Here is a 21,184-nt window from a genome sequence, read left to right on the forward strand (position 1 = left end):
ATCCACGGTGATGCGAGGGAAGTAGACGGCGAGTTTCAAGCGGTCATCATCATGCGGGCCAAACCGCCGCTGAACAAGGTCACCGCGCACCAGGTGGAAAAAGACCGCTGGTTCAAAACCGCCGACGCAGCTGCCGTGGCGGGCAAAGAAGCGGGCCAGGCGCTGAAAGCCGCCGTAGATTGCGGCGCGCTCAATTCCTGACAATCCGATAGAACTCTGGCGTCCCCCGACCCCTCACATGCATGACGATAAACCCGCATGGAGAACGTTATGGACACCACGACCCCAACCCTTGAAACCCTGTTCGAACAACTGGGCCTGGATTCCAGCCAGGAAGCTATCGAGCGTTTCACCGCCGAACATCGCCTGCCCGATGATGTAAAACTCATCGACGCGCCGTTCTGGAGCGAACAGCAGGCGAACTTCCTCAGGGAGCAATTGCACGTCGACGCAGAATGGGCGCCCGCAGTGGATGACCTCAATGCACTGCTGCATGAGCCTCCCCGCGTGTGATCAATGCAGGCTGTCGGACGCTTCACTGCGCAACAGCGCTTGCCAGGCAGCCTGGCATTCCTGCGCCTCATCCCGGCTGGCGAACGCGGTGCCGCGCTGCTCACCGTTGAGCAACACCACCCAGCAGGCGCGCTGGCCCAGGGCACGCAGAGTTTCGGGTACGCCACTGCCGATCATCACGGCCACATCGACTTTGTTTTGCATGGAGCTTCTCCGCAGCATTAGTTAGCTGGCTAACAATGTTGGCCATGCTACGGTTTTATTCCAGTTGGAAAAAGCTATCTACGGAATAGCTTCATTGCATAAACGGCAACAATGTAGAGACGGGGGCGGCCAGCTCGAGAGCCGCCCCATTCAGCGCATCAGGCTTGACGCTGGTGCTTGTCGATCTGCTCGTGGCGCTCTTGCGCTTCGATGCAGTACTTGGTGGTAGGGCTGATCAGCAGGCGCTTGAGGCCGATAGGCTCGCCGCTGTCGTCACACCAGCCAAAGGAATCTTCCTTGATGCGTTCCAGGGCGCGCTCAAGTTGCGGCAGCATGCGCTGGTCGCGGTCAATGGCGTTCACCAACCAGGTGCGCTCTTCTTCCACGGAAGCCGCGTCAGCCGGGTCGGCCGGGGTGTCCAGGCTTTCAATGGCGATACGGTTCTGCTCAATGCGCTCGTGGTGTTCCACTTTCATGTCTTGCAGCAACTTCTCGAAAAAAGCGTGCTGTTCGGCATTCATGTAGTCATCCGCCGGCATGGCCAGCAACTTTTCCTTTGTCATTGATTTCTCTATAAAAAATACGTGCATTAAGGCGAATAAGGGAGCGTTCCGCAAGGCCTGTGCAGGTCTCGGAAGGGCGCCGTCCATTTCAAGCGCCACCCGGCACTCAATTTACGAGGGGCGGCAGTCTAAGGCCGACTTGAGGGCGCAGCAACTGAAAAGACAGGCATTTTTTCCCGATCAACCCCCAAAAGCACCAGGACGGGCTTGGCGAATGGTCATCGGAGTGCGTTTATAGCAAGAAATTCAGTGTTATGGAGCTATATAGAAGACAAACGGTTGAAAGGGCCTGGCCCCCTGTAGGAGCGAGCTTGCTCGCGAAGCATTCAAGGACACCGCGTTCAATCAGATAGCCCGCGTTATCTTTGCAGCTTTCGCGAGCAAGCTCGCTCCTACAAGGGGCAGGTACTCAGCGCTTGAGCTTGCGCTTGTTGCGGTATTGGTCGATCACCACCGCCACCACAATGATCAGGCCCTTGATGATGTCCTGGATATACGCGTCCACCCCGACAAAGGTAAACCCGCTGGCCATCACCCCGAGGATCAGCGCGCCGATCACCGTGCCGGTGATGCGCCCTACTCCACCGGCCAGGCTGGTACCGCCGATCACTGCGGCGGCAATCGCGTCCAGCTCGTAGGACATGCCCATGCCGGCCTGCCCCGTCGCTGCACGTGCCGAGGCCACCACGCCGGCCAGGCCCGCCAGGAGACCGGCGATGCTGTAGACAATGATCAGGTGGCGCTTGACGTTGATCCCCGAGGTACGCGCCGCCTGCATGTTGCCGCCAATGGCATAGGTGTACTTGCCATATTTGGTGTAACGCAGGGCAATGTGGAAGATCACCGCCACCACCAGGAAGATAATCACCGGCATGGCGCCATGGCCGATTGCTGTGTAGGAGTCCGAGAGCATGCTCACCGGCTGGCCTTCGGTGTAGTAGCGCGCCAGGCCACGGGCCGAGACCATCATGCCCAGGGTCGCGATAAACGGCGGGATGCCGGTGACCGCGATAATGCTGCCGTTGATCGCCCCCGCTAAAAGCCCCACGCCCAAGCCCATCGCCACCGGGATCCACACCGGCAAGTCGGTGAGGGACGGAAACACCGCCCGGGAAAAGTCGGAGGTTTGCGCCAGGCTGGCAGCAATCATCGCTGACAACGCCAGCACCGAGCCGGACGACAAGTCGATGCCCGTGGTGATGATCACCTGGGTCACACCGATGGCCAGAAGGCCAATGATCGACACCTGCAGGATCATCAGCACCAGGCGCTGGGAGTTCATCAGAAAGCTCTGGTCGCGCACGATCCAGCCGAACAATTCAAACACCAGGCCGATACCGATCAGCACCAGGAAGATACTCAGCTCGGTGGGCATGCGTCGACGGTTCTTGACCGGTGCGGTTGCCGGCTTGTTGTCTGTTATTGCGTTCATAACCCATCACCTTCTTATTCTGTAGATCAGTGGACTGCGGTCATCCCGGAAGCCAACTGCATGACTTTTTCCTGGGTCGCCTCGGCGCGGTCCAGGGTGCCCATCAGCTCACCTTCGTGCATCACCATCACCCGGTCGCTCATGCCGAGCACTTCGGGCAGTTCGGAAGAAATCATGATCACCGCCATACCTTCGCTGGCGAGGAAGGCGATCAAGCGATAGATCTCGGCCTTGGCGCCCACGTCGATGCCGCGTGTCGGTTCATCCAGGATCAGCAAGCGGGGGTTGGTCATCAGCCAACGCGCCAGCAAGGCCTTTTGCTGGTTGCCACCGGACAAAGTGTCGATGCATTGCTCCAGGGACGGGGTTTTCACCCGCAGTTTCTTGCACATGTCTTCACACAGGGCGCGCAAAGCTTTCTGCTGGATAAAGCCATTGCCCGAATAGTGCGGCAACACCGCCATCTCCATGTTCTCCAGCACCGACAGGCACGGGAACAGGCCGCTGAGCTTGCGGTCCTCGGTCAACAGCGCAAAGCCTTTCTCGATGGCCATATGCGGGTCGGTAATGCGCACCGCCTTGCCGTCCAGGGTAATTTGCCCGCTGGAGCTTGGGGTGATGCCAAAAATGGTTTCCGCCACGTTGGTGCGCCCGGAGCCCATCAACCCGGCGATACCGAGGATTTCCCCGGCGTGCAGGTCGAACGATACGTCCTTGAATACGCCGTCCAGGCTCAGGTCGCGCACCGACAGCAGCAGGTCACCAATCGGCGTCTCGCGCACTGGGAACAACTGGCTCAGCTCACGCCCGACCATCATCGAGATGAGGCTGTCGCTGTTCATGCTGTCGGCCCGTTGCAAACCGATGTATTGGCCGTCACGGAACACCGCCACTTCATCGGCGATGGCGAACACTTCGTTCATCTTGTGGGTGATATAGACGATGCCTTTGCCCTGGGACTTGAGGTCGGCAATGATCGAAAACAGGTGGGCCACTTCCTTGTCGGTAATGGCCGAGGTGGGTTCATCCATGATCAGGATGTCGGAGTCATAGGACACCGCCTTGGCAATTTCGACCATCTGCCGCTCGGCAATGCTCAGGTTGCCGACCTGTTCTTCCGGGTCGAGGTTGATTCGCAGGCGCGCCAGCAGCTCGGCGGTGCAGCGGTGCATTTCGCGGTGGTTGACCATGTGCAGGCTGTTGAGTTGTTCGCGGCCGATCCAGATGTTCTCGGCGATGCTCATATGGGGCATCAGGTTGAGTTCCTGGTGGATCATCGCGATCCCGGCCTTTTGCGCGGCCAGCGGCGTTTCAAAGGTGATCGGCTTGCCACGCAGGCGAATCTCGCCGGCGTCGGGCTGGTAGATGCCGGCGATGATCTTCATCAGCGTCGACTTGCCCGCGCCGTTCTCGCCCATCAACGCCAGCACCGTGCCGGGGCGCACCCGCAGTTGCACATCGTCCAGGGCCACGACACCGGGAAAGCCTTTGCTGATGTTGAGGATTTCCAGCAGGTAAGGTTCGTCCAGCGCCAGCGCCCGGTGGGCGGCGGGCTGAGACGTGGCGGCTTGAGCAAGCATAGGGAGGTACTCCATCTGCAGGGCGGCCGTAACCGCCCTGCCAGCTTTTGTTGTTATGTCGGGGCTACTTGAAGTCTTTGACGTTGTCCGGGGTGATCAACTGGAACGGGATCACCACGTTCTGCTCGACCGGCTCGTTCTTGGCCATCTTGCGCGCTGCTTCCACCGAACCTACCGCCTGGCCCTTGGCGTCCTGAAAGGCCGACACGGTCATGTCACCCTTGGTGATCGCGTTCAAGCCATCGGGCGTGCCGTCGACACCGGCAATCAACACGCTGCCTTTTTCCTTGCCAGCCGATCTCAGGGCCATGGACGCGCCGATCGCCATCTCATCGTTGTTGGCCAGCACCGCATTGAACTCCCGGCCCTGGGTCAGCCAGTCGTTGACCAGGGTCATGCCCCTGTCACGCAACCAGATTCCGGTTTGTTCCTGCTCGATCTTGATGTCCGGGTACTTGGCCAGCACTTCCTTCACGCCCTTCGTGCGGTTAGTGGTGGAGTTGTTCGCCAGGTCGCCCAGCAGGATAACGACCTTGCCCTTGCCGCCGAGTTTTTCGGCGATGTACTGCATTTGCAGGCGGCCGGCCTCGACGTCATCGGAGGTCACGGCCACCACGTCCTTGGGCAGGTCTTTCTGGTCGGGGCGACGGTTGACGAACACCAGCGGAATACCTGCCTTGGTGGCGGCACTGATGATGTTCTTGGTCGACGCGGTATCGACGGGGTTGACGATAATCGCATCAACCTTCTGGCTGATGAAGTTCTCGACCTGGCTCAACTGCTTGACCACATCGGCGCGGGCATCTTCGAACTGCAGTTGCACGCCATCGCCTTTTGGATAGGACTTGGCTTGTTTGTCCATGTCCTCGCGCAGGTAGGTGAGGAAGGTGTCATCGAATGCGGACATCGTCACGCCCACCTTGAGATCGGCGGCGACGGCAACGCCACTGGCCAGCAGCATGGACAAGGCCAGGGCGGTAAAACGGATCGGGGTCTTCATGAACGGTCTGTCTCCACTTTCTTGTTAGTTTTTTTCGACGTTGCGTTGATCAGGACTCGGCTGTCAGTCGCACCACCGGCGCGCCTGGAATGCAGCACACCAGCGCGCCCTGGTTTTCGACGCACAGCACATTCAGGAAGGAGAAGTAGAACGGCCGGGCGCGGGGCAGTCCGCGTGGCGCTTGGAGGGGGCGTAAAACTCGCAGTACAGCGTTGAAGATTTTCATCTGACGGTACCTGGTTGTTTTTGATCTTGTTTTTGTTGAGTCGCCCGTAGGTTCCGGGACGTACTTTATGCAACCTGGAAAAGACTGTATTAGAAAATAATTTCCATATCAACCTGTTTTAGAATTTTATTCTATTTTTGTCGAAACCACCTGCTGGCGCTCGGCGCTCAGGCGTGCGGCGTCTAATATACGGGTGGTTTCCAGGGCGTCATAGGCGTTGACGGGCAGCGGCCCCTGCCCCATCACGGCGGCTTGCAACTGGCGGTAGAACTGGTTCCAGCAGCCCTTCTCCGACGGCACCCGCTCACGCTCCGGCCCTTGTTCAAACCAGCCCCAGCGTCGATGTTCCTCAGCGCCCCAGTGTTCGCCTTCGGTTTTCGGCGACTTGCCGGCCAGCAGCGCTTCTTCCTGGCCGTCCAGGCCGTCGACGGTGTAGCAACCCAGGCTGCCACTGACGCGAAAGCGCGGCGCCTGGCTGTTCTGCAACGCGTTGCCCCACAGGTGCGAAATCACGCCGTTGGCGTGGGTGAGGGAGACAAAGAAGCCGTGGTCTACCGTGGGATGTTCAGGGGTGTAGTGCAATTGGGCGAACACCCGCTCCACCGGGCCGAACAGTTGCAGCGCCTGGTCGACCAGGTGGCTGCCCAGGTCGCGCAGCCATCCGCCACCGCTGGCATTGCCCACGGCCTGCGGGCTGTAGCGCTCCACGCGGGATTCAAAGCGGGTAATGGTGCCCAGGGCGCCGGCGTCGATCAGTTTGCGCAGGGTCAGGTAGTCCGAATCCCAGCGCCGGTTCTGGTAGACGCTGAGCAACGAGCCCTGGCGCTCGGCAGCGGTAATCAGGGCCTGGGCTTGTTCGGCGTTGGCGGCAAAAGGTTTGTCGCTGACCACCGCCACCCCATGCTCGATGGCTTCCAGCACCAGGGCCGGCCGACCTTTCAAGGTGGTCGAAATCACCAGGGCATCGACGCCGGCTTCGACGATCTGGCCGATGGAGTCGAAGGCTTTGACACCGGGAAGATCAGTACTCAATTGCTGGCGACGTTCGGGTGAACGCGTCACCACGCCGACAAAGGTGGCGTCAGGCAGGGTGGCGATCAGCGGCGCATGAAAAAAGCGCCCACCGTGACCGTAGCCCACTAGTCCGATTCGCATGTTCAACTCCGGAATTGATTTGGAAACCCAATCAACTGTGGGAGCTGGCTTGCCTGCGATAGCAGTGTGTCAGGCAATGAATTTGTCACTGATAGACCGCTATCGCAGGCAAGCCAGCTCCAACAGTGTTAACCACATTTCTTCAGTGAGTTAGCCGTAGAAGCGCGGGCGATCCGGCAGGCTGACTTTCACAATCTGCCCACTGCCCTGGGCTTCAATACACGCATCCGCCGCCACCGCCGCCGCAAACCCATCCCAGGCCGACGGCCCGCCGACTTGCCCGGCCAGCACGCTGTCGATAAACGCCTGCAACTCCACGTCATAGGCACCGATAAACCGATCCTTCCAATCCATCAGGATCGCATTGGACAGCTTCGCCTCGCTGCGCAGTTGCACCTGGGACGGCTCCGGCAACTTGGCGATGCCGCTCTCCCCTACCACTTCACACTGGATGTCGTAGCCGTATTGGCAGTTCACAAACACTTCCACGTCGATACGCGTGCCTTTGGCGGTTTCCAGCAGCACGATCTGCGGGTCACGCAGGTGCGCCAGCGCCTTGCTGGTCTTGCGCGGGAACACCACCTGCACGGACACGTAGTCGTCATTAAGCAGCCAACGCAGCACGTCCAGCTCATGGATCAAGGTGTCGGTGATCGCCATGCCGGTGTTGTAGTTCTCGCCCACCGTGGGGTTGCGGTGCGCGCAGTGCAGCATCAACGGCTCGCCAATCTGGCCGCTGTCGATCACCGCCTTGAGGGCGCGGTAGCCTTGGTCGTACGGGCGCATGAAACCCACCTGGACCAGGCGTTTGCCGTGGGCCACTTCGGCCTCGACAATGTTGCGGCACCCCTCGGCCGTCACCGCCAGGGGTTTCTCACAGAACACCGGTTTGCCGGCGGCAATCGCGGCCAGCACAAATTCTTCATGGCTCGGCCCCCAGGACGTCACCAGTACCGCTTCGACCTCTGGCGAGTTGATCAGCGCATGGCCGTCCGGGTACACCTCGGCGTCCAGCTTCAAATCCGCCACCACCTGGGCGGCTTGTTCAAGGTTGATGTCGGTGACGGCCACCACCTGGCTGTTGAGCAAGGCCTGGCTGCAACGACGAATATGGTCCCGGCCGATGGCGCCCGTACCGATCACTCCAAGCTTCAAAGACATACAAACACTCCTCTTGTTGTTAGTACTGCCGGGCCTTGGCCAGGTGTTCATTGAGTTTTTTTGCCGCTGCATTCGTGCGCTCACTGGTGGACACTTGCGCCACCCCCACCCGCCACCACGACAGGTAGCCGTGGACCATGGTCTTGGGCAGCACCTTGATATCGATCAGCGTGGAGACGGTTTGCGTGCGGGCATCGGCCAACGCCGCTTCCAGCTGTTCCAGCGTGCTGACCTTGTAGGTCTTGCAGCCATAAGCCGCCGCACTCATGGCGAAATCCACCGGCACCAGGCCACCGTCGAGCTTGCCGCTCTCGGGGTTGCGGTAGCGGAACTCGGTGCCGAAGCTGTCCATGCCATTGCCGATTTGCAGGTTGTTGATGCAACCGAACGCCATGTTGTCCAACAGCACCACGTTGATCTTGCGCCGCTCCTGGATCGAGGTGGCCAGCTCCGAGTGCAGCATCATGTAGGAGCCATCGCCGACCAGGGCGTACACCTCCTTGCCTGGCTCGGCCAGCTTCACGCCCAGGGCGGCATTGATTTCATAGCCCATGCATGAATAGCCATACTCGACGTGGTAGGTGTTGACGCCCTTGCTGCGCCAGGCGCGCTGCAAATCGCCGGGCAGGCTGCCGGCGGCGGCCACAATGATCGCGTCATCGGCCAGGCGTGCATTGAGCACGCCGAGCACCGCGCTTTGGGTCAGGCACGAACCGGTCAGTTCGATGAATTCGCGCAGGACGGCACGGTCCAGGTGGTCGTCGACTTCGGGGACGAACTCATCACCCAGGTATTGCGCCTGATGCACGCGGTCCACTTCGGCGTCGAGTTGCGCCTTGGCGTCGGCGATCTGCTCGCCCCAGCCCGAGCGGTAATCGCCCAGGGCAGTGGCCAGTGCTTCAAGGGCCACTTTTGCATCGGCCAGCACTTGCACACCGTCCAGCTTCAAGGCATCGGCTGGGCTGATATTGAGGTTGAGAAACTTCACCTCGGGGTGCTTGAACAGCGATTTTGACGAGGTGGTGAAGTCGGTATAACGGGTGCCGATGCCAATAATCAGGTCGGCCTCGGGCGCCAGCAGGTTGGCCGCCAGGCAGCCGGTTTCGCCGATGCCGCCGACGTTCAGCGCATGGCTGGACACCACGGCGCTCTTGCCCGCCTGGGTTTCCGCGAAGGGAATATCGAACCGCTCGGCAAAGGCTTGCAGTGCCTGGTTGGCGCCGGAGTACTTGACCCCGCCGCCGCAAATGATCAGCGGCTTGCGCTTGCCGCGAAAAGCCGCCAGCGCGTCATCGAGCATGGCGCGGGTGGCCGGGCGTCGGTCGATGCGGTGTACGCGTTTTTGCAGGAAGTAATCGGGGTAGTCCCAGGCTTCGGCTTGTACATCCTGGGGCAAGGCCAGTGTTACCGCGCCGGTTTCGGCCGGGTCGGTCAGCACGCGCATGGCGTGGATCGCCGCGGTCATCAGTTGCTCGGGGCGGTTGATGCGGTCCCAGTACTTGCTCACGGAACGGAAGGCGTCGTTGGTGCTGATGCTCAGGTCGTGGAACTGCTCGATCTGCTGCAACACCGGGTCGGGCTGGCGGCTGGCATACACATCGCCGGGCAGCAACAGCAACGGGATGCGGTTGGCGGTGGCGGTGGCTGCGGCGGTGAGCATATTGGCCGCGCCCGGCCCGACCGAGGCCGTGCACGCATAGATCTTGCGGCGCAGGTGCTGCTTGGCAAATCCGATGGCGGCATGGGCCATGCCTTGCTCATTGCGGCCCTGATGCACCACCAGATCGCCGCTGTCCTGCTCCAGGGCCTGGCCGAGGCCCAACACATTGCCATGCCCGAAAATAGTGAATACGCCGGCGACAAACTTGCTCTGTACGCCGTCGACTTCGATGTATTGGTTGTCCAGGAACTTCACCAGGGCCTGGGCCATGGTCAATCGTGTTGTGGTCATTACTTGCACCTTGTGTGACTGCAATTGAAGTGTTCAACACCGATCCAGTGTGGGAGCTGGCTTGCCTGCGATAGCGGTATGTCAGGCAATACATGTGCAACTGATAGACCGCTATCGCAGGCAAGCCAGCTCCCACATTTTGATCGCGTTATGGCAGGGGCTTTTGCAAGTACGCCATGCTGCTGCCCAACGCCTGCCGGATATCCGCCAACCCATGCACGCTTTCGGCAAACGGCTCGAACGACAAATAGCCGCTGTAGCCGGTGCTCAGCAAGGTCTCGATCTGCGCCGCATTGCCGAGGATATCGTCCTCGCCCACCAACACGCGGTGGCCGTCGCGGATCGAGTCCAGCGGCGCCTCGCGGTCTTCCACTCCGGAGATATGCACCAGGCCGGTCAGTTCCGGGAAGAACTCATGCTCGCCGGCCAGGTGATGGTGAAAGGTGTCGTGCACCACCCGGAATACATCCAGGCCACCGATGGCCTTGATGGCATCCACTGCCACGCGCTTGCGGCGCAGAGCGGATACCGTGAAGCCCAGGGGCTCGATGAAACCGAGAATCCCGTACTCGCGCAGGATCAACGCCAGCTCGCTCAACGCCGTGCGCAAACCGGCGGCGCGCTGCGCGTCGTTGCGCGTATCGCCAGGCTGATTGAACGGGCACATCACCAAGCCTTCGGCCCCGCACTCACGGGCGTAGGTGGCCAGTTCGATTGCCTGGGCACGGCGCTCGTCGTTCCACACATCAAAGGGGTACAGCGCGTTGATCGACAGCACCTTGATACCCTGCGCTGCGCACAACTCGCGCACGCGGCTGGCGGGTGTGCCGTATTCGATTTCACGGTTTTTGAGGTCGTTGCGGATCTCAATGGCCTCGCAGTTGAGGGCAGCCGCCAACTGGATGAAATCCGGCAAGGACAGGTGGGGGGCGACCATGCGGTTAAGGGCAAAACGTAGCGGCGACTTCATTGTTTTTGTTCTCCGTCCAACACCGTTTAGAGGTCCAGCAGCCAGCTGTGCTGCGGGTCGTTATGGAAATGCCAGGCGCGCTTGGGGCCGGCCATCACGTTCAGGTAATAAGACTCGTAGCCGTACGGCACGCTGACCGGGTGATAGCCCTTGGGCACCACCACCAGGTCGCTGTTTTCCACGGCCATGGCCTGGTCAATGCTGCGATCGTCGGTGTACACGCGCTGGAATACAAAGCCCTGGGGCGGGTTGACCTGGTGGTAGTAGGTCTCTTCCAGGAAGCTCTGGTGCGGCAGGTCGTCGGTGTCGTGCTTGTGCGGTGGGTAGCTGGACGAATGCCCCGACGGCGTGCGCACTTCCACCACCAGCAGCGAATGGGCCGGCTCGCTGTCGGGCAGGATGTCGCACACGTAGCGAGTGTTGGCGCCTTTGCCGCGCACGCTGCGTTTGCACTGTTCCGGGCGGATCAGGCGCGGAGCGAAACCCTCGGCGCCCGGGGCGGCGCAGACAGCGATCTGCACATCGCTCAAGGCGCTGATCTGCGCATCGGTGCCCGGCGGCAGGTAGGCGGCGAACGGCGATTTGTCCTCGAACACCGACTGGCGATCACCCAGGTTCTGCCAACTGAAGCCCTGGCCTTCGATCGTCACCCGACCGCTGAGCAACACCAGGCACAGCTCCTGATCACCGGCGCTGACCGGCAGGGTTTCGCCCAGGCTCAAACGGTAGGCGGCAAAGCCCACATACTCCAGGCGCCCCGCTTCCAGCGCCACCATGGTTTGCCCGCGTTTGCTGCTTTTGACCAACAAGCTCATCACTCAAGTCCTCTGGTTGAGAAGCGCACGCAGGGTGTCGTAACCCTTCTTCGCGTAGATATAGCTGGGCGCCACGGCCGGGTCCTGCTCGGCTTCCACCACCAGCCAGCCCTTGTAGCTGGCCGCGAGCAACACATCCAGCAACGGTGCGAAGTCGATATCTCCATCGCCGGGCACGGTAAAGGTGCCGTTGACGATGCAGTCCGGGAAGCTCCACATCTGGTTGCGCGCCAGTTGCACCACGGGTTTGCGTACGTCCTTGAAATGCACATGGCAGACGCGGTCGATATGCTTGCGCAGCACCTCAATGGGTTCGCCGCCGCCCATGTAGCAGTGGCCCGAATCGAACAGCAGGCCGACTTCCGGGCCCGTGCGCTTCATCAACTGATCGATGTCTTCGGGGGATTCGACGTAGGCGCCCATATGGTGGTGGTAGGCCAGACGCACGCCCTGGGACAAGGTGAAGCGCGCCAGCTCGGTGAGCTTGTCGGCGTAAGCCTGCCAGGCCTGTTCACTGTGAAAACGCGGGCGCTCGATCAGGCGGATGCGCGAGCCCTGGATCGAGTCGGCCACTTCGCCGTATACCAGCACCGAGGCGCCGTTGTGTTTGAGCAGTTCGACATGGCCGGCAATGGCTTCGATTTCTTCAGCCACCGAACGGCAGGCCAAACGGCTGGAGTACCAACCGGACACCAGCGCCAGGTCATAAGGACGCAGCACGTCAGCGACGCCCTGGGCATCCTTGGGGAATTTGCCGTTGAGTTCAAAACCTTCGTAGCCGATGTCCTTGCCTTCGCTCAGGGCCGTGCTCAGCGGGGTCTCACCGCCGAGGGCCGGGAGGTCGTCGTTGCTCCAGGAGATCGGGTTGATGCCAATTCGGATTGCGGGCATGGCTGCACCTTTTGTTTTTATCTTCAGAATTCACTGGGATCTGCTTTGTGTGGGAGCTGGCTTGCCTGCGATAGCAGCGTGTCAGGCAGAACATTTGCAACTGATAGGTTGCTATCGCAGGCAAGCCAGCTCCCACATCTGATCGTATTTACTGTCGGGCACTGAGCCAGGCATTGATGAGCTGTTCGAAGGTCTGCTGCACCTGCTGGATCAGCGTTTCGTCATCAATCTCCCCCGCCATCCACGCCCGGCTCGGCTCGTGGAAGATCGTGCGGCCCACGGCAAACCCACGGCAGGTGCTGCTCTGGCTGGCCTGCTTAAAGCCATCGGCGAGAAACTCGGGCGAAGCATTCAGGCCCAGCAACACCACGCCGCGGCAGTAGGGGTCGCGTTCCTGGATCAGTTCGTCGAGCTTTTTCCAGTCTGCGGCCGACTGGGTTTCGATCTTCCACCAGGCCGGGTAGATGCCCAGGTTGTAGAGGCGCTTGAGGCTGCGGTAGAGCACGTCCGGGTAAGTGGACGGGTGATCCTTGGGCGGGATGACTTCCAGCAGCAGTTCGTGGCCACTGACCAGCGACGCCTCGTACACCGCCTTGAGTTGCGCTTCCTGTTCCAGGCGCAGCATCGGCTCGTCATCGGGGTGAAATTGCACCAGGCACTTGATGATGTGTTCCTGGGGCCAGGCAATCAGGTTGCTGCCAATCGAACGCCCGTGCTCGAACGCCAGGGGCCGCGAGTTCTGCACTTCCACCGGGCGCGCGATCCACCAGCCGCGACCCGTGGCCGCGTTGAGTGCATCCTGGCCAAAGCGTTGGTCGGCGAGCAGGCCCACATCGGCCTCGACGCCCTGCTCGCTGAGTTTGCGCTCCACGCGTTCGATGGCCTGGATAAACAACTGCTTGATGTCGCTGATACGCTCAGGGGCCTGGCCGCCTTTTTGCGCCAGCTCCACCAATTGCCAGCGGTGGTCGAAGGCAAATACGAACAGTTGCTTCCAGGCTTTGCGCGGCACCGTGACACGGTGCAGGCGTTGCAGGGTCACGTCCTGGTCCGGCCGGGTGATGGGCACGGGGCTGCTGAACAGGTAATCGAGTTCGGCGGGGGTCGGCATCGCTGGCGCACAGGCGTGGCGCGACACCACCAGGCCGCCACAGGCATTGGCCAACTGGCTGCAACGCTCATCGCTGGCGTCATTGATCCAGCCGCTGAGAAAGCCCGACATAAAGGCATCACCGGCGCCCAGCACGTTGAGCACTTCAACCCGTACACCGGGGTAGATCGCCCCGTCTTCCAGGCGCGCGGGAATCGCGCCGTGGATCACCGTGCAGCCCTGGGGGCCGAGCTTGACCACCAGGGTCGCCGGGGTCAGTTCACGCACGGTACGCAGGGCCGTGAGCAGGTCTTCACTGCCGCCGGCGATGAGGAATTCCTCTTCGGTGCCGACGATCAGGTCGAAACGCGGCAGGATCTTCTGCACATGCTGGCTGACATTCTGGTCGGCAACAAAACGAGTTTCGCCATCGGCCTTGCCGGCCAGGCCCCACAACACGGGGCGATAGTCGATGTCCAGCACGCGCTTGACGTTGTGCTTGGCCGCATAATCCAGGGCCTGCAGGCTGGCCTTGTACACGCCGTCGGTGGAGAAATGCGTACCGGTGATCAACAGCGCCTTGCTCGAGGCAATAAAGGCTTCGCTGATGTCTTCGGCGCGCAGGGCCATGTCGGCGCAGTTTTCGCGGTAGAACACCAGGGGGAAGGTTTCACGGTCTTTTAGGCCCAGCAGCACCAGGGCGGTGAGGCGCTCCGGGTCGACCTTGATGCCGCTGACATCGCAGCCTTCGCGGGCCAGGGACTCCACCAGGAAACGGCCCATGTGGTCATCCCCTACCCGGCTCAGCATCGCCGACTTGAGCCCAAGCCTGGCGGTGCCGAAAGCGATATTGGCGGAGGAACCGCCCAGATACTTGGCGAAGCTGGACACATCTTCAAGCCGCGCACCGACTTGCTGCGCATAGAGATCGACGCCCAGGCGCCCGAGGCAAATCAGATCCAATTGACGCCCACTGGCAAAACGAGTCTGGCCCATGCTGGCTCCTGTTATTTTTATCAGCCTGCGTTGTGCCGCCGTGGCGACGGCAAACGCTCTTGGTGGGAGCAGACTAGAACGTCCGCGGGCAGCAATCAATATTTATTCCATAATTATTTTTAGTGGAATATTTTTTCCAATACCTCAGGATAGTGGCACGCCAGCGCCCATGCATCGTTTCAGCAGGCCACGCGGGCCGTGATGCCGGGGTATTTTTTTGCGCCTACCCTGTAGACTTGCGCCACCTATCAGCGCATCAGATGAACACGCCAGAAGGATTGCCCATGTCCCGCACCGATCCCGAGACCACCCTGGAAGAAACTGTCGCCAGCCCTCCGGTCAATGCCGAACGCCTGTTGCAGCTGATCACCGACGAATACGAGAGCCTGCCGCGTCAGCTCAAACGCATCGCCAGTTACATGAGCCAGCAGAGCGACCGGATCATGGTCGACCGCATCAGCGACATCGCTCGCGAGTGCGAAGTGCACCCCTCGGCCATCGTGCGGTTTTCCCAGCGTTTCGGCTTCAGTGGGTTCAGTGAGATGCAGGCTTTGTTTCGCGAGGCGTATACCCACAAGACCACGCCGGTGCAGAACTACCAGCAGCGCATCCGCAGCATGATCGCCAACAAGTCGCAGAAGGCCAGCGGCGGCGACCTGGCGCGCGAGTGCGTCAACGCCACCTTGTCGGGCATCGAACGCCTGGGGCTGGAGCTGGACGACGCGGCCTTCGAGAAAGCCGTAGACCTGGTGGTCAATGCCGACAACATCTACGTGGTTGGCGTGCGCCGCTCCTTTGCGGTGGCCGACTACCTGGTCTACAACCTGCAGCACACCAACAAGCGCATCCACTTGATCTCGGGCCTAGGCGGCAGTTATCGCGAGCAGATGCGCAGCGTGCGCGCCAATGACCTGGTGATTGCGATCAGTTTTACGCCCTACGGCAAAGAGACCCAGCACTGCCTGCGCATCGCGCAGCATCACCAGGCCAAGACCCTGATCATCACCGACAGCAACCTGTCGCCCCTGGCCAAGCGGGCGAACGCGGTGCTGTTGGTCAATGAAGGTTCTTCGTTTGCTTTCCGCTCGTTGAGCGCCACGCTGTGCCTGTGCCAGGCGTTGTTTATTGCGGTGGCGTATCGGTTGGAATTGAAGGTGGATGAGATCCATGAACAGGTAGGATTTGACGACTGACAAGGCTTGCTCTATTTGCCCTCTGTAGGAGTGAGCTTGCTCGCGAAAAACCACAACGATAACGCGTACTCCCTGAGGGAACGTGGCGCCTGTGAGTTTTTCGCGAGCAAGCTCGCTCCTACAAGAAGGAGCGAGCCAGGAGTGGGTTTAGTGCATGAAGATCGCAATCAGGATGATCACTGGAATCGGCACGCCGAGGAACCACAGCAGTAATGAGCGCATCATGTTCTCCTTGAATTAACGAACGTAGTTTTCGGTTTCGACGTACACCACGGCATCCCGGCGGCGACCGCCGAAGGTGGCGGCGAAGCTGGCGAAGAACGCACCGATGAGCAGGGCCACGAAGGTCCACAGGGATGTGTAGGCCGCTACTTTCGCCGCGGTCTCAGCGGCTTGCTTGGCTTTGAGCTTTGCGTCTTCGACGGCTTTGCGCGCATCGCCATAGACCTTGTCGATGCGGGCTTCGGCATCGGCCTGGCTCAGGTTGGTACGTTGGCTGATCAGTTGGGCCAGGTAGGCACGATCTTCCGCTGCCAGTTGGCCGTCGTTGCTCAACGTGCGCGTCAGGATGCGACCGACTACGGCGTGGGCTGCATCATCGCTGACCGCCGCGGGGCGATCATCGCGGAACAGGCTGTCGACGTAATAACCGAAGTCACCACTGTCGGCACCCTTGGCCGCACTGCCCGCCGCTTGAGTGAGGCCGCTGGCGGCGCCCGATGCCACACTCGCACCAGCTTTCACGCCGCCGCTGACCACACTGCTGACCGAACCGACCACCAGCATCGCCGTGATCAATGTGGCCACTGCCCACGCCAGGAAGCCATGGGCGGTATCGCGAAAGTACACCTCGTCGCCGTGCATGTTGGCCCACTTCACCCGCAACCGACCGGCGATGTAACCGCCCAGGCCAGAAGCGACAATCTGGGTGAACGCCAGCCAGACAATCGTGGAAATGCCAAGGCCCTTAGCGCTGATACCGCTGTTAGCCCACGGCGACACCGCCGAAAAGCCCAGGCCGAAACCCAGCAACACCAGGATCAATGACAAGGCAGCCGCCGCAGCGGCACCGGCGAAAATCGCCCCCCAGGAAACCCCGGAGAGCGTGCTTGACTCTTGCAGCGTGGATGAGGATGTGATCATTGTTGTTTTGCTCCAGGCACGAAAAATGATGTTACAAGTCTCAAAACGGACAGTGCAGGCAGCGTGCCAGCCGCGACTAAAATTAAATTCCTTTAATTTCAATGGTTTATTTAAATTGAACTTAGCCAGATCATGCAGGTTGCAATAAATGGCGATATCAGGCGGGCGTAATGCACTCCCCTGTGGGAGCTGGCTTGCCTGCGATGGCGGCGTGACAGCCACTGAATATGCCAGCAGGTAAGCCGCCATCGCAGCATAGTTACCTACATAACTTTGTGGGCTGTAGCAGCGGACGGTAACCACGATGCGAAGCGAGTCGCTCTTGATCTGCTTTTGATCTTGATCTCAGGCGCCCCGTTAAACCACGCTGGCCGGAATTCGACAGGTATTTGGGGGGGTAAACCGGGAGGGATGCCGGTTTAGCCGCCCCGCGCCATGGATGGCGCGTGGCGGCGGCCCCCCAAATCACTGGCGGATTACGGGCACACCGAGCCCAAGCGAGGTGCCGAGTGGTGGGGCAAGAGCGTTTTGCTTACTTTTGTCTGGGCCGGCATTCCGGCTTTTCAAAAGTAAGACGCCGTCAGGGCGGAACCCTAAGCGGCCGTTACCGCAGCAATGGATATGCACACAATCCAACTGTGTCGACTGCCAGGCCGCCTTCGCGAGCAAGCCCGCTCCCACAATTTGATCGCGGGGCGTCAGCTAGATAGGTGTCGGCTGGTAGGCCGCCATCGCAGGCAAGCCAGCTCCCACAGTGTTCGATGTAGTGTCAGTTTCAGGAAGATGAAGTTTTATTTAGGAAACATTCAGCGACTTCTTGGCAAAATGTCGCCACTTCTAGTGTGAACGCTCACCAGGTAATCCTATGACCCGCATTTTGACCATCGAGGATGACGCCGTAACGGCCCGCGAGATTGTCGCCGAGCTGAGTAGCCATGGACTGGACGTAGATTGGGTGGACAACGGCCGCGAGGGCCTGGTCCGCGCGGTGAGTGGTGATTACGACCTGATCACCCTCGACCGCATGCTGCCCGAACTCGATGGCTTGGCCATCGTCACCACGTTGCGCACCATTGGGGTGTCCACGCCGATCCTGATGATCAGCGCCCTCTCCGATGTCGACGAGCGCGTGCGCGGCCTGCGTGCTGGCGGCGATGACTACCTGACCAAACCGTTCGCCTCGGATGAAATGGCCGCCCGTGTCGAGGTGCTGCTGCGGCGTAAAAGCACGGTCCAGGAATTCGAAACCGCCCTGCGCGTGGCCGACCTGGAACTGAACCTGATCAGCCGCGAAGCCAGCCGCGCCGACCAGCCGCTGACCCTGCTACCCACCGAATACAAACTGCTTGAGTTCCTGATGCGCAACACCGGGCAGATCCTGTCGCGGATGATGATTTTCGAGGAAGTCTGGGGCTATCACTTCGACCCCGGCACCAACCTGATCGACGTGCACATTGGCCGTCTGCGCAAGAAAATCGACCCACCGGGCCTCACGCCGCTGATCCGCACGGTACGAGGCTCGGGCTATGTCATTGCTGAACCCCTCTAAAGGCTGGCGCTCTTCCAGCAGCCGCTTGCTGGCGCTGTACAGTTCGTTGTTCGTGGCCTGGAGCTGCATCCTCATGGGGGTGCTGTACTACGAAGTGTCGGGCTACCTCAGCGACTTGTCGCGCCATTCCCTGCTGCAACGCCAGCACCTGTTCCAGCGTTTTGACGGCGAAGAGCTGGTGGAGGCGCTCACCACCAGCATGACCTTCGACATGAAGGGCGTGGACGCCTATGGCCTGTTCGATGAGCAATTTCGTCCCTTGAGCGGGCCGATCCGCGCCCTACCACCCGACTTGCCGCTGGATGGCAAGATCCACGCCCTGACCAATTGCGTGCAATCGGATGACCCCAAACTGCCCAAGGACAGCTGCGACGCGGTGGCCACCCACACCGAAGACGGCCGCTGGCTGGTGTTGGTGCGCGCCAACGGCTCGCTGTTCGGGGTCACACGGATTATCTGGCACGCCCTGCTGTGGGCGCTCTCTTTGACCATCATCCCCGGCGCTGCTGGCTGGCACCTGCTGCGCCGTCGCCCGTTGCGGCGCATTCGTGGGATCCAGGCCAGCGCCGAGGCCATCGTCGCCGGCGACCTCACGCACCGCCTGCCGCTGTCCGACCGGCGCGACGAGCTAGACATGCTCGCCGCCATCGTCAACGCGATGCTCGACCGCATCGAAAAACTGATGAACGAGGTCAAGGGCGTGTGCGACAACATCGCCCACGACCTGCGCACCCCCCTCACCCGCTTGCGCGCCCAGCTTTACCGCATCAAGCAACAAGCCGAGGAAGACTCGGCCCACGCGGTAAAACTCGATGACGCCATCGCCGAAACCGACACCCTGATGGCGCGCTTTCGCGGGCTGCTGCGCATTTCCGAACTGGAAGACCACCAGCGCCGCTCGGGCTTCCTGGTGCTGGACCCGCTGCCGTTGCTGCGCGAGCTGCATGACTTCTATCTGCCCCTGGCCGAAGAAGGCGAACTGGAGTTGGTGTTGCAGGCGCCTGACTCACTGCCGTGGATTACCGGTGACCGTGCGCTGCTATTCGAAGCCCTGGCCAACCTGCTGAGTAATTCGATCAAGTTCACCCCGCCCAAGGGCAAGGTGATCCTGCGGGCAGTCAACGACCTGGGCAGTACGCGCATCGAAGTGCTCGACTCCGGGCCAGGCATTCCAGCCGCCGAGCGTGCGTCGGTGTTCCAGCGCTTCTATCGGGTCGATGAGAGTGATCAGCAAGGCGGTTTTGGCCTGGGCCTGTCGATTGTGGCGGCGATCATCAATCTGCACGGTTTCAAGCTGGAGGTCGGTACCAGTGAGTTGGGCGGCGCCCGGTTGGTGCTCGAATGCCGCCAACAATTGATGCCGGAATAGAACCCTAACGCAATGTAGGAGCGAGCTTGCTCGCGAAAAACTCACGGGCGCCGCGTTTATTCAGGAAGCGCGCGTTATCGTTGGCGTTTTTCGCGAGCAAGTTCGCTCCTACATGCGTATCAAGACCATGGGCGCTATAACACGCTGCCCATGGCCTTGATCAACGCCGGGTCACGCGCATAAATATCCGGCGCGTACACCAACTCACCCTGGCGATCCACTTCTACCGTCCAATACCCCAACAGCACCGGTACCGGCGTGGCCAACCTGAATTCATGGGTTTCGCCGGTCGCCAGCAGCTCATCGGTGCGAGTGCGTTCGGCCGGCGTTACCAGCAGGTCGCGCAATAACAACGGTTGCTCGACCCGCACGCATCCCGAACTGAACGCCCGCGGCCCCTTGGTGAACAAGGGTTGGCTGGGGGTGTCGTGCAGGTACACCGAATACGGGTTGGGAAAGCGCATCACAATCTTGCCCAGCGGGTTACGCGGGCCGGCCTGCTGGCGCAGCAGGATATTGCCGGGGCGCGCCCAGTCGACCTGGTCGGGGGTCAACGGGTGACCTTCGGCGTCGAGCACTTGCAGGTTTTGCTGGCGCAGGTATTCAGGGTTGAGGCGGATGGCCGGCAGTTTGTCCTCGCGCATGATGGTCGGCGGGATGGTCCAGGTGGGGTTGAGGGTCAGCCGGGTGATGCGCGACTTGAGCAACGGCGTCTGGCGTTCGGCCCGGCCCACTTGCAGGCGGGTTTGCCACACTGGGATGCCGCTCTGGTACACGCTCAGTTGCGCGGCGGCCACATTGACCACGACGCCTTCAGGCTCCAGGTCCTGGGCCAGCCAGCGGAAGCGCTCCAGGTTGATGCGCAGTTGTTCACGACGCATCGCCGGGCTGATATTGAGTTCGGCCACGGTGCCGGCGCCGATCACGCCGTCGGCCTGCAACGAGTGGCTGAGCTGGAAGGCTTTCACCGCCTTGACCAGTTCGCCCTGGTACTGCTTGCCGTTGCCGCTGGGTAACTGGGCCAGGTAGCCGCCGCTGTGCAGGCGCCGCGCCAGTTCCGGCACGCGAGGGTCATTCATCCCAGGACGCAACAACGTGCCCTCGGCGACCGGGTCCCAATGGGGCAGCGGTTGCTGGCGCACGCCGGCATAGGCATTGCGCAGGCTGCGGTACAAATCGGCGCTGGGCCGGGCCTGATCGAAGGCTTGGGCCATGTCGTGCAGGCCGGTGGCGGCGAACGCCAGTACCTCGGTATTCGGGTCGCCACTGGGTGGCTGGGAGTGCCAGAGGGGCTCAAAACGCGATTGCTGCAGGCGCCCGTAGTGCAAATCCTGCAGAGCTTGCAGGTACTGCTGGCTGTTGGCGATATCGCTGCACAGCACG

20 protein-coding genes are annotated in these 21,184 nt (G+C 61.0%); 5 read left to right on the forward strand and 15 right to left on the reverse strand.

The window, feature by feature from the left end:
• Together GIW04_RS14105 and GIW04_RS14110 are read left to right on the forward strand one after the other, a co-directional pair.
• The coding region (locus GIW04_RS14105) for a hypothetical protein (RefSeq protein ID WP_236479014.1) at nucleotides 1–201 on the forward strand (201 nt) is incomplete at its 5' end.
• 69 nt (nucleotides 202–270) lie between these two features.
• Nucleotides 271–513: a DUF2789 domain-containing protein gene (locus GIW04_RS14110; protein ID WP_003191663.1), complete on the forward strand. Its 243-nt coding sequence runs from the start codon at nucleotides 271–273 to the stop codon at nucleotides 511–513.
• Here the strand turns inward: GIW04_RS14110 and GIW04_RS14115 are convergent, their stop codons facing one another.
• From GIW04_RS14115 to GIW04_RS14175, 13 genes are all read right to left on the reverse strand, one after another.
• A complete protein-coding gene (locus GIW04_RS14115; RefSeq protein WP_003191664.1) occupies nucleotides 514–717 on the reverse strand; it encodes a hypothetical protein in 204 nt (67 codons plus the stop codon).
• A 158-nt stretch (nucleotides 718–875) separates the two neighbouring features.
• Nucleotides 876–1,280 carry a TraR/DksA family transcriptional regulator gene (locus GIW04_RS14120; RefSeq protein ID WP_003191666.1) on the reverse strand — a complete coding sequence of 135 codons (405 nt, stop codon included), beginning with the start codon at nucleotides 1,278–1,280 and terminating at the stop codon, nucleotides 876–878.
• A gap of 409 nt (nucleotides 1,281–1,689) precedes the next feature.
• A complete protein-coding gene (locus GIW04_RS14125; protein ID WP_003191668.1) occupies nucleotides 1,690–2,712 on the reverse strand; it encodes an ABC transporter permease in 1,023 nt (340 codons plus the stop codon).
• A 26-nt stretch (nucleotides 2,713–2,738) separates the two neighbouring features.
• Nucleotides 2,739–4,292, reverse strand: a complete 1,554-nt coding sequence (locus tag GIW04_RS14130) for a sugar ABC transporter ATP-binding protein (RefSeq protein WP_003191670.1) — start codon at nucleotides 4,290–4,292, stop codon at nucleotides 2,739–2,741.
• Between the two features lie 64 nt (nucleotides 4,293–4,356).
• Nucleotides 4,357–5,292, reverse strand: a complete 936-nt coding sequence (locus tag GIW04_RS14135; protein ID WP_120248129.1) for a sugar ABC transporter substrate-binding protein — start codon at nucleotides 5,290–5,292, stop codon at nucleotides 4,357–4,359.
• 49 nt (nucleotides 5,293–5,341) lie between these two features.
• Entirely contained in the window at nucleotides 5,342–5,518 is a 177-nt protein-coding gene (locus GIW04_RS14140) for a hypothetical protein (RefSeq protein WP_003191673.1), read from the reverse strand.
• A 126-nt stretch (nucleotides 5,519–5,644) separates the two neighbouring features.
• Nucleotides 5,645–6,673, reverse strand: coding sequence for a Gfo/Idh/MocA family protein (locus GIW04_RS14145; protein WP_003191674.1), 1,029 nt, complete (start codon nucleotides 6,671–6,673; stop codon nucleotides 5,645–5,647).
• A gap of 150 nt (nucleotides 6,674–6,823) precedes the next feature.
• The gene (locus tag GIW04_RS14150) at nucleotides 6,824–7,834 is read right to left on the reverse strand and encodes a Gfo/Idh/MocA family protein (RefSeq protein WP_003191675.1); all 1,011 of its coding nucleotides are present in this window, start codon (nucleotides 7,832–7,834) and stop codon (nucleotides 6,824–6,826) included.
• A gap of 19 nt (nucleotides 7,835–7,853) precedes the next feature.
• On the reverse strand, nucleotides 7,854–9,785 hold the full coding sequence (iolD, locus tag GIW04_RS14155) for a 3D-(3,5/4)-trihydroxycyclohexane-1,2-dione acylhydrolase (decyclizing) (protein ID WP_120248130.1): 1,932 nt from the start codon (nucleotides 9,783–9,785) through the stop codon (nucleotides 7,854–7,856).
• A gap of 148 nt (nucleotides 9,786–9,933) precedes the next feature.
• Nucleotides 9,934–10,755, reverse strand: a complete 822-nt coding sequence (locus GIW04_RS14160; protein WP_003191677.1) for a TIM barrel protein — start codon at nucleotides 10,753–10,755, stop codon at nucleotides 9,934–9,936.
• A 26-nt stretch (nucleotides 10,756–10,781) separates the two neighbouring features.
• Nucleotides 10,782–11,570, reverse strand: coding sequence for a 5-deoxy-glucuronate isomerase (gene iolB / locus GIW04_RS14165; protein WP_120248131.1), 789 nt, complete (start codon nucleotides 11,568–11,570; stop codon nucleotides 10,782–10,784).
• A gap of 3 nt (nucleotides 11,571–11,573) precedes the next feature.
• Entirely contained in the window at nucleotides 11,574–12,461 is an 888-nt protein-coding gene (gene iolE / locus GIW04_RS14170; RefSeq protein ID WP_003191679.1) for a myo-inosose-2 dehydratase, read from the reverse strand.
• A gap of 148 nt (nucleotides 12,462–12,609) precedes the next feature.
• The gene (locus GIW04_RS14175; protein ID WP_120248132.1) at nucleotides 12,610–14,547 is read right to left on the reverse strand and encodes a bifunctional 5-dehydro-2-deoxygluconokinase/5-dehydro-2-deoxyphosphogluconate aldolase; all 1,938 of its coding nucleotides are present in this window, start codon (nucleotides 14,545–14,547) and stop codon (nucleotides 12,610–12,612) included.
• Between the two features lie 284 nt (nucleotides 14,548–14,831).
• Here GIW04_RS14175 and GIW04_RS14180 point away from each other — a divergent pair, with 284 nt between their 5' ends.
• Nucleotides 14,832–15,740 (forward strand): MurR/RpiR family transcriptional regulator, encoded by a 909-nt coding sequence (locus GIW04_RS14180; protein ID WP_003191682.1) that lies wholly within the window; start codon nucleotides 14,832–14,834, stop codon nucleotides 15,738–15,740.
• A 237-nt stretch (nucleotides 15,741–15,977) separates the two neighbouring features.
• On the opposite strand, the gene GIW04_RS14185 is transcribed toward GIW04_RS14180, so the two are convergent.
• Nucleotides 15,978–16,883: a hypothetical protein gene (locus GIW04_RS14185; protein WP_003191684.1), complete on the reverse strand. Its 906-nt coding sequence runs from the start codon at nucleotides 16,881–16,883 to the stop codon at nucleotides 15,978–15,980.
• Nucleotides 16,884–17,748: 865 nt separating this feature from the next.
• On the opposite strand from GIW04_RS14185, the gene GIW04_RS14190 reads away from it, so the two are divergent.
• Entirely contained in the window at nucleotides 17,749–18,432 is a 684-nt protein-coding gene (locus GIW04_RS14190) for a response regulator transcription factor (RefSeq protein ID WP_003191687.1), read from the forward strand.
• On the forward strand, nucleotides 18,410–19,801 hold the full coding sequence (locus GIW04_RS14195; RefSeq protein WP_120248133.1) for a sensor histidine kinase: 1,392 nt from the start codon (nucleotides 18,410–18,412) through the stop codon (nucleotides 19,799–19,801). Before GIW04_RS14190 ends, GIW04_RS14195 begins: the two co-directional genes overlap by 23 nt.
• Nucleotides 19,802–19,935: 134 nt before the next feature.
• On the opposite strand, the gene GIW04_RS14200 is transcribed toward GIW04_RS14195, so the two are convergent.
• Nucleotides 19,936–21,184 (reverse strand): L,D-transpeptidase family protein (locus GIW04_RS14200; RefSeq protein WP_236479016.1); only part of this gene is annotated, 1,249 nt, incomplete at its 5' end.

Source organism: Pseudomonas sp. PA-4-8C, assembly GCF_021606625.1.
Lineage (GTDB): Bacteria > Pseudomonadota > Gammaproteobacteria > Pseudomonadales > Pseudomonadaceae > Aquipseudomonas > Aquipseudomonas lactis.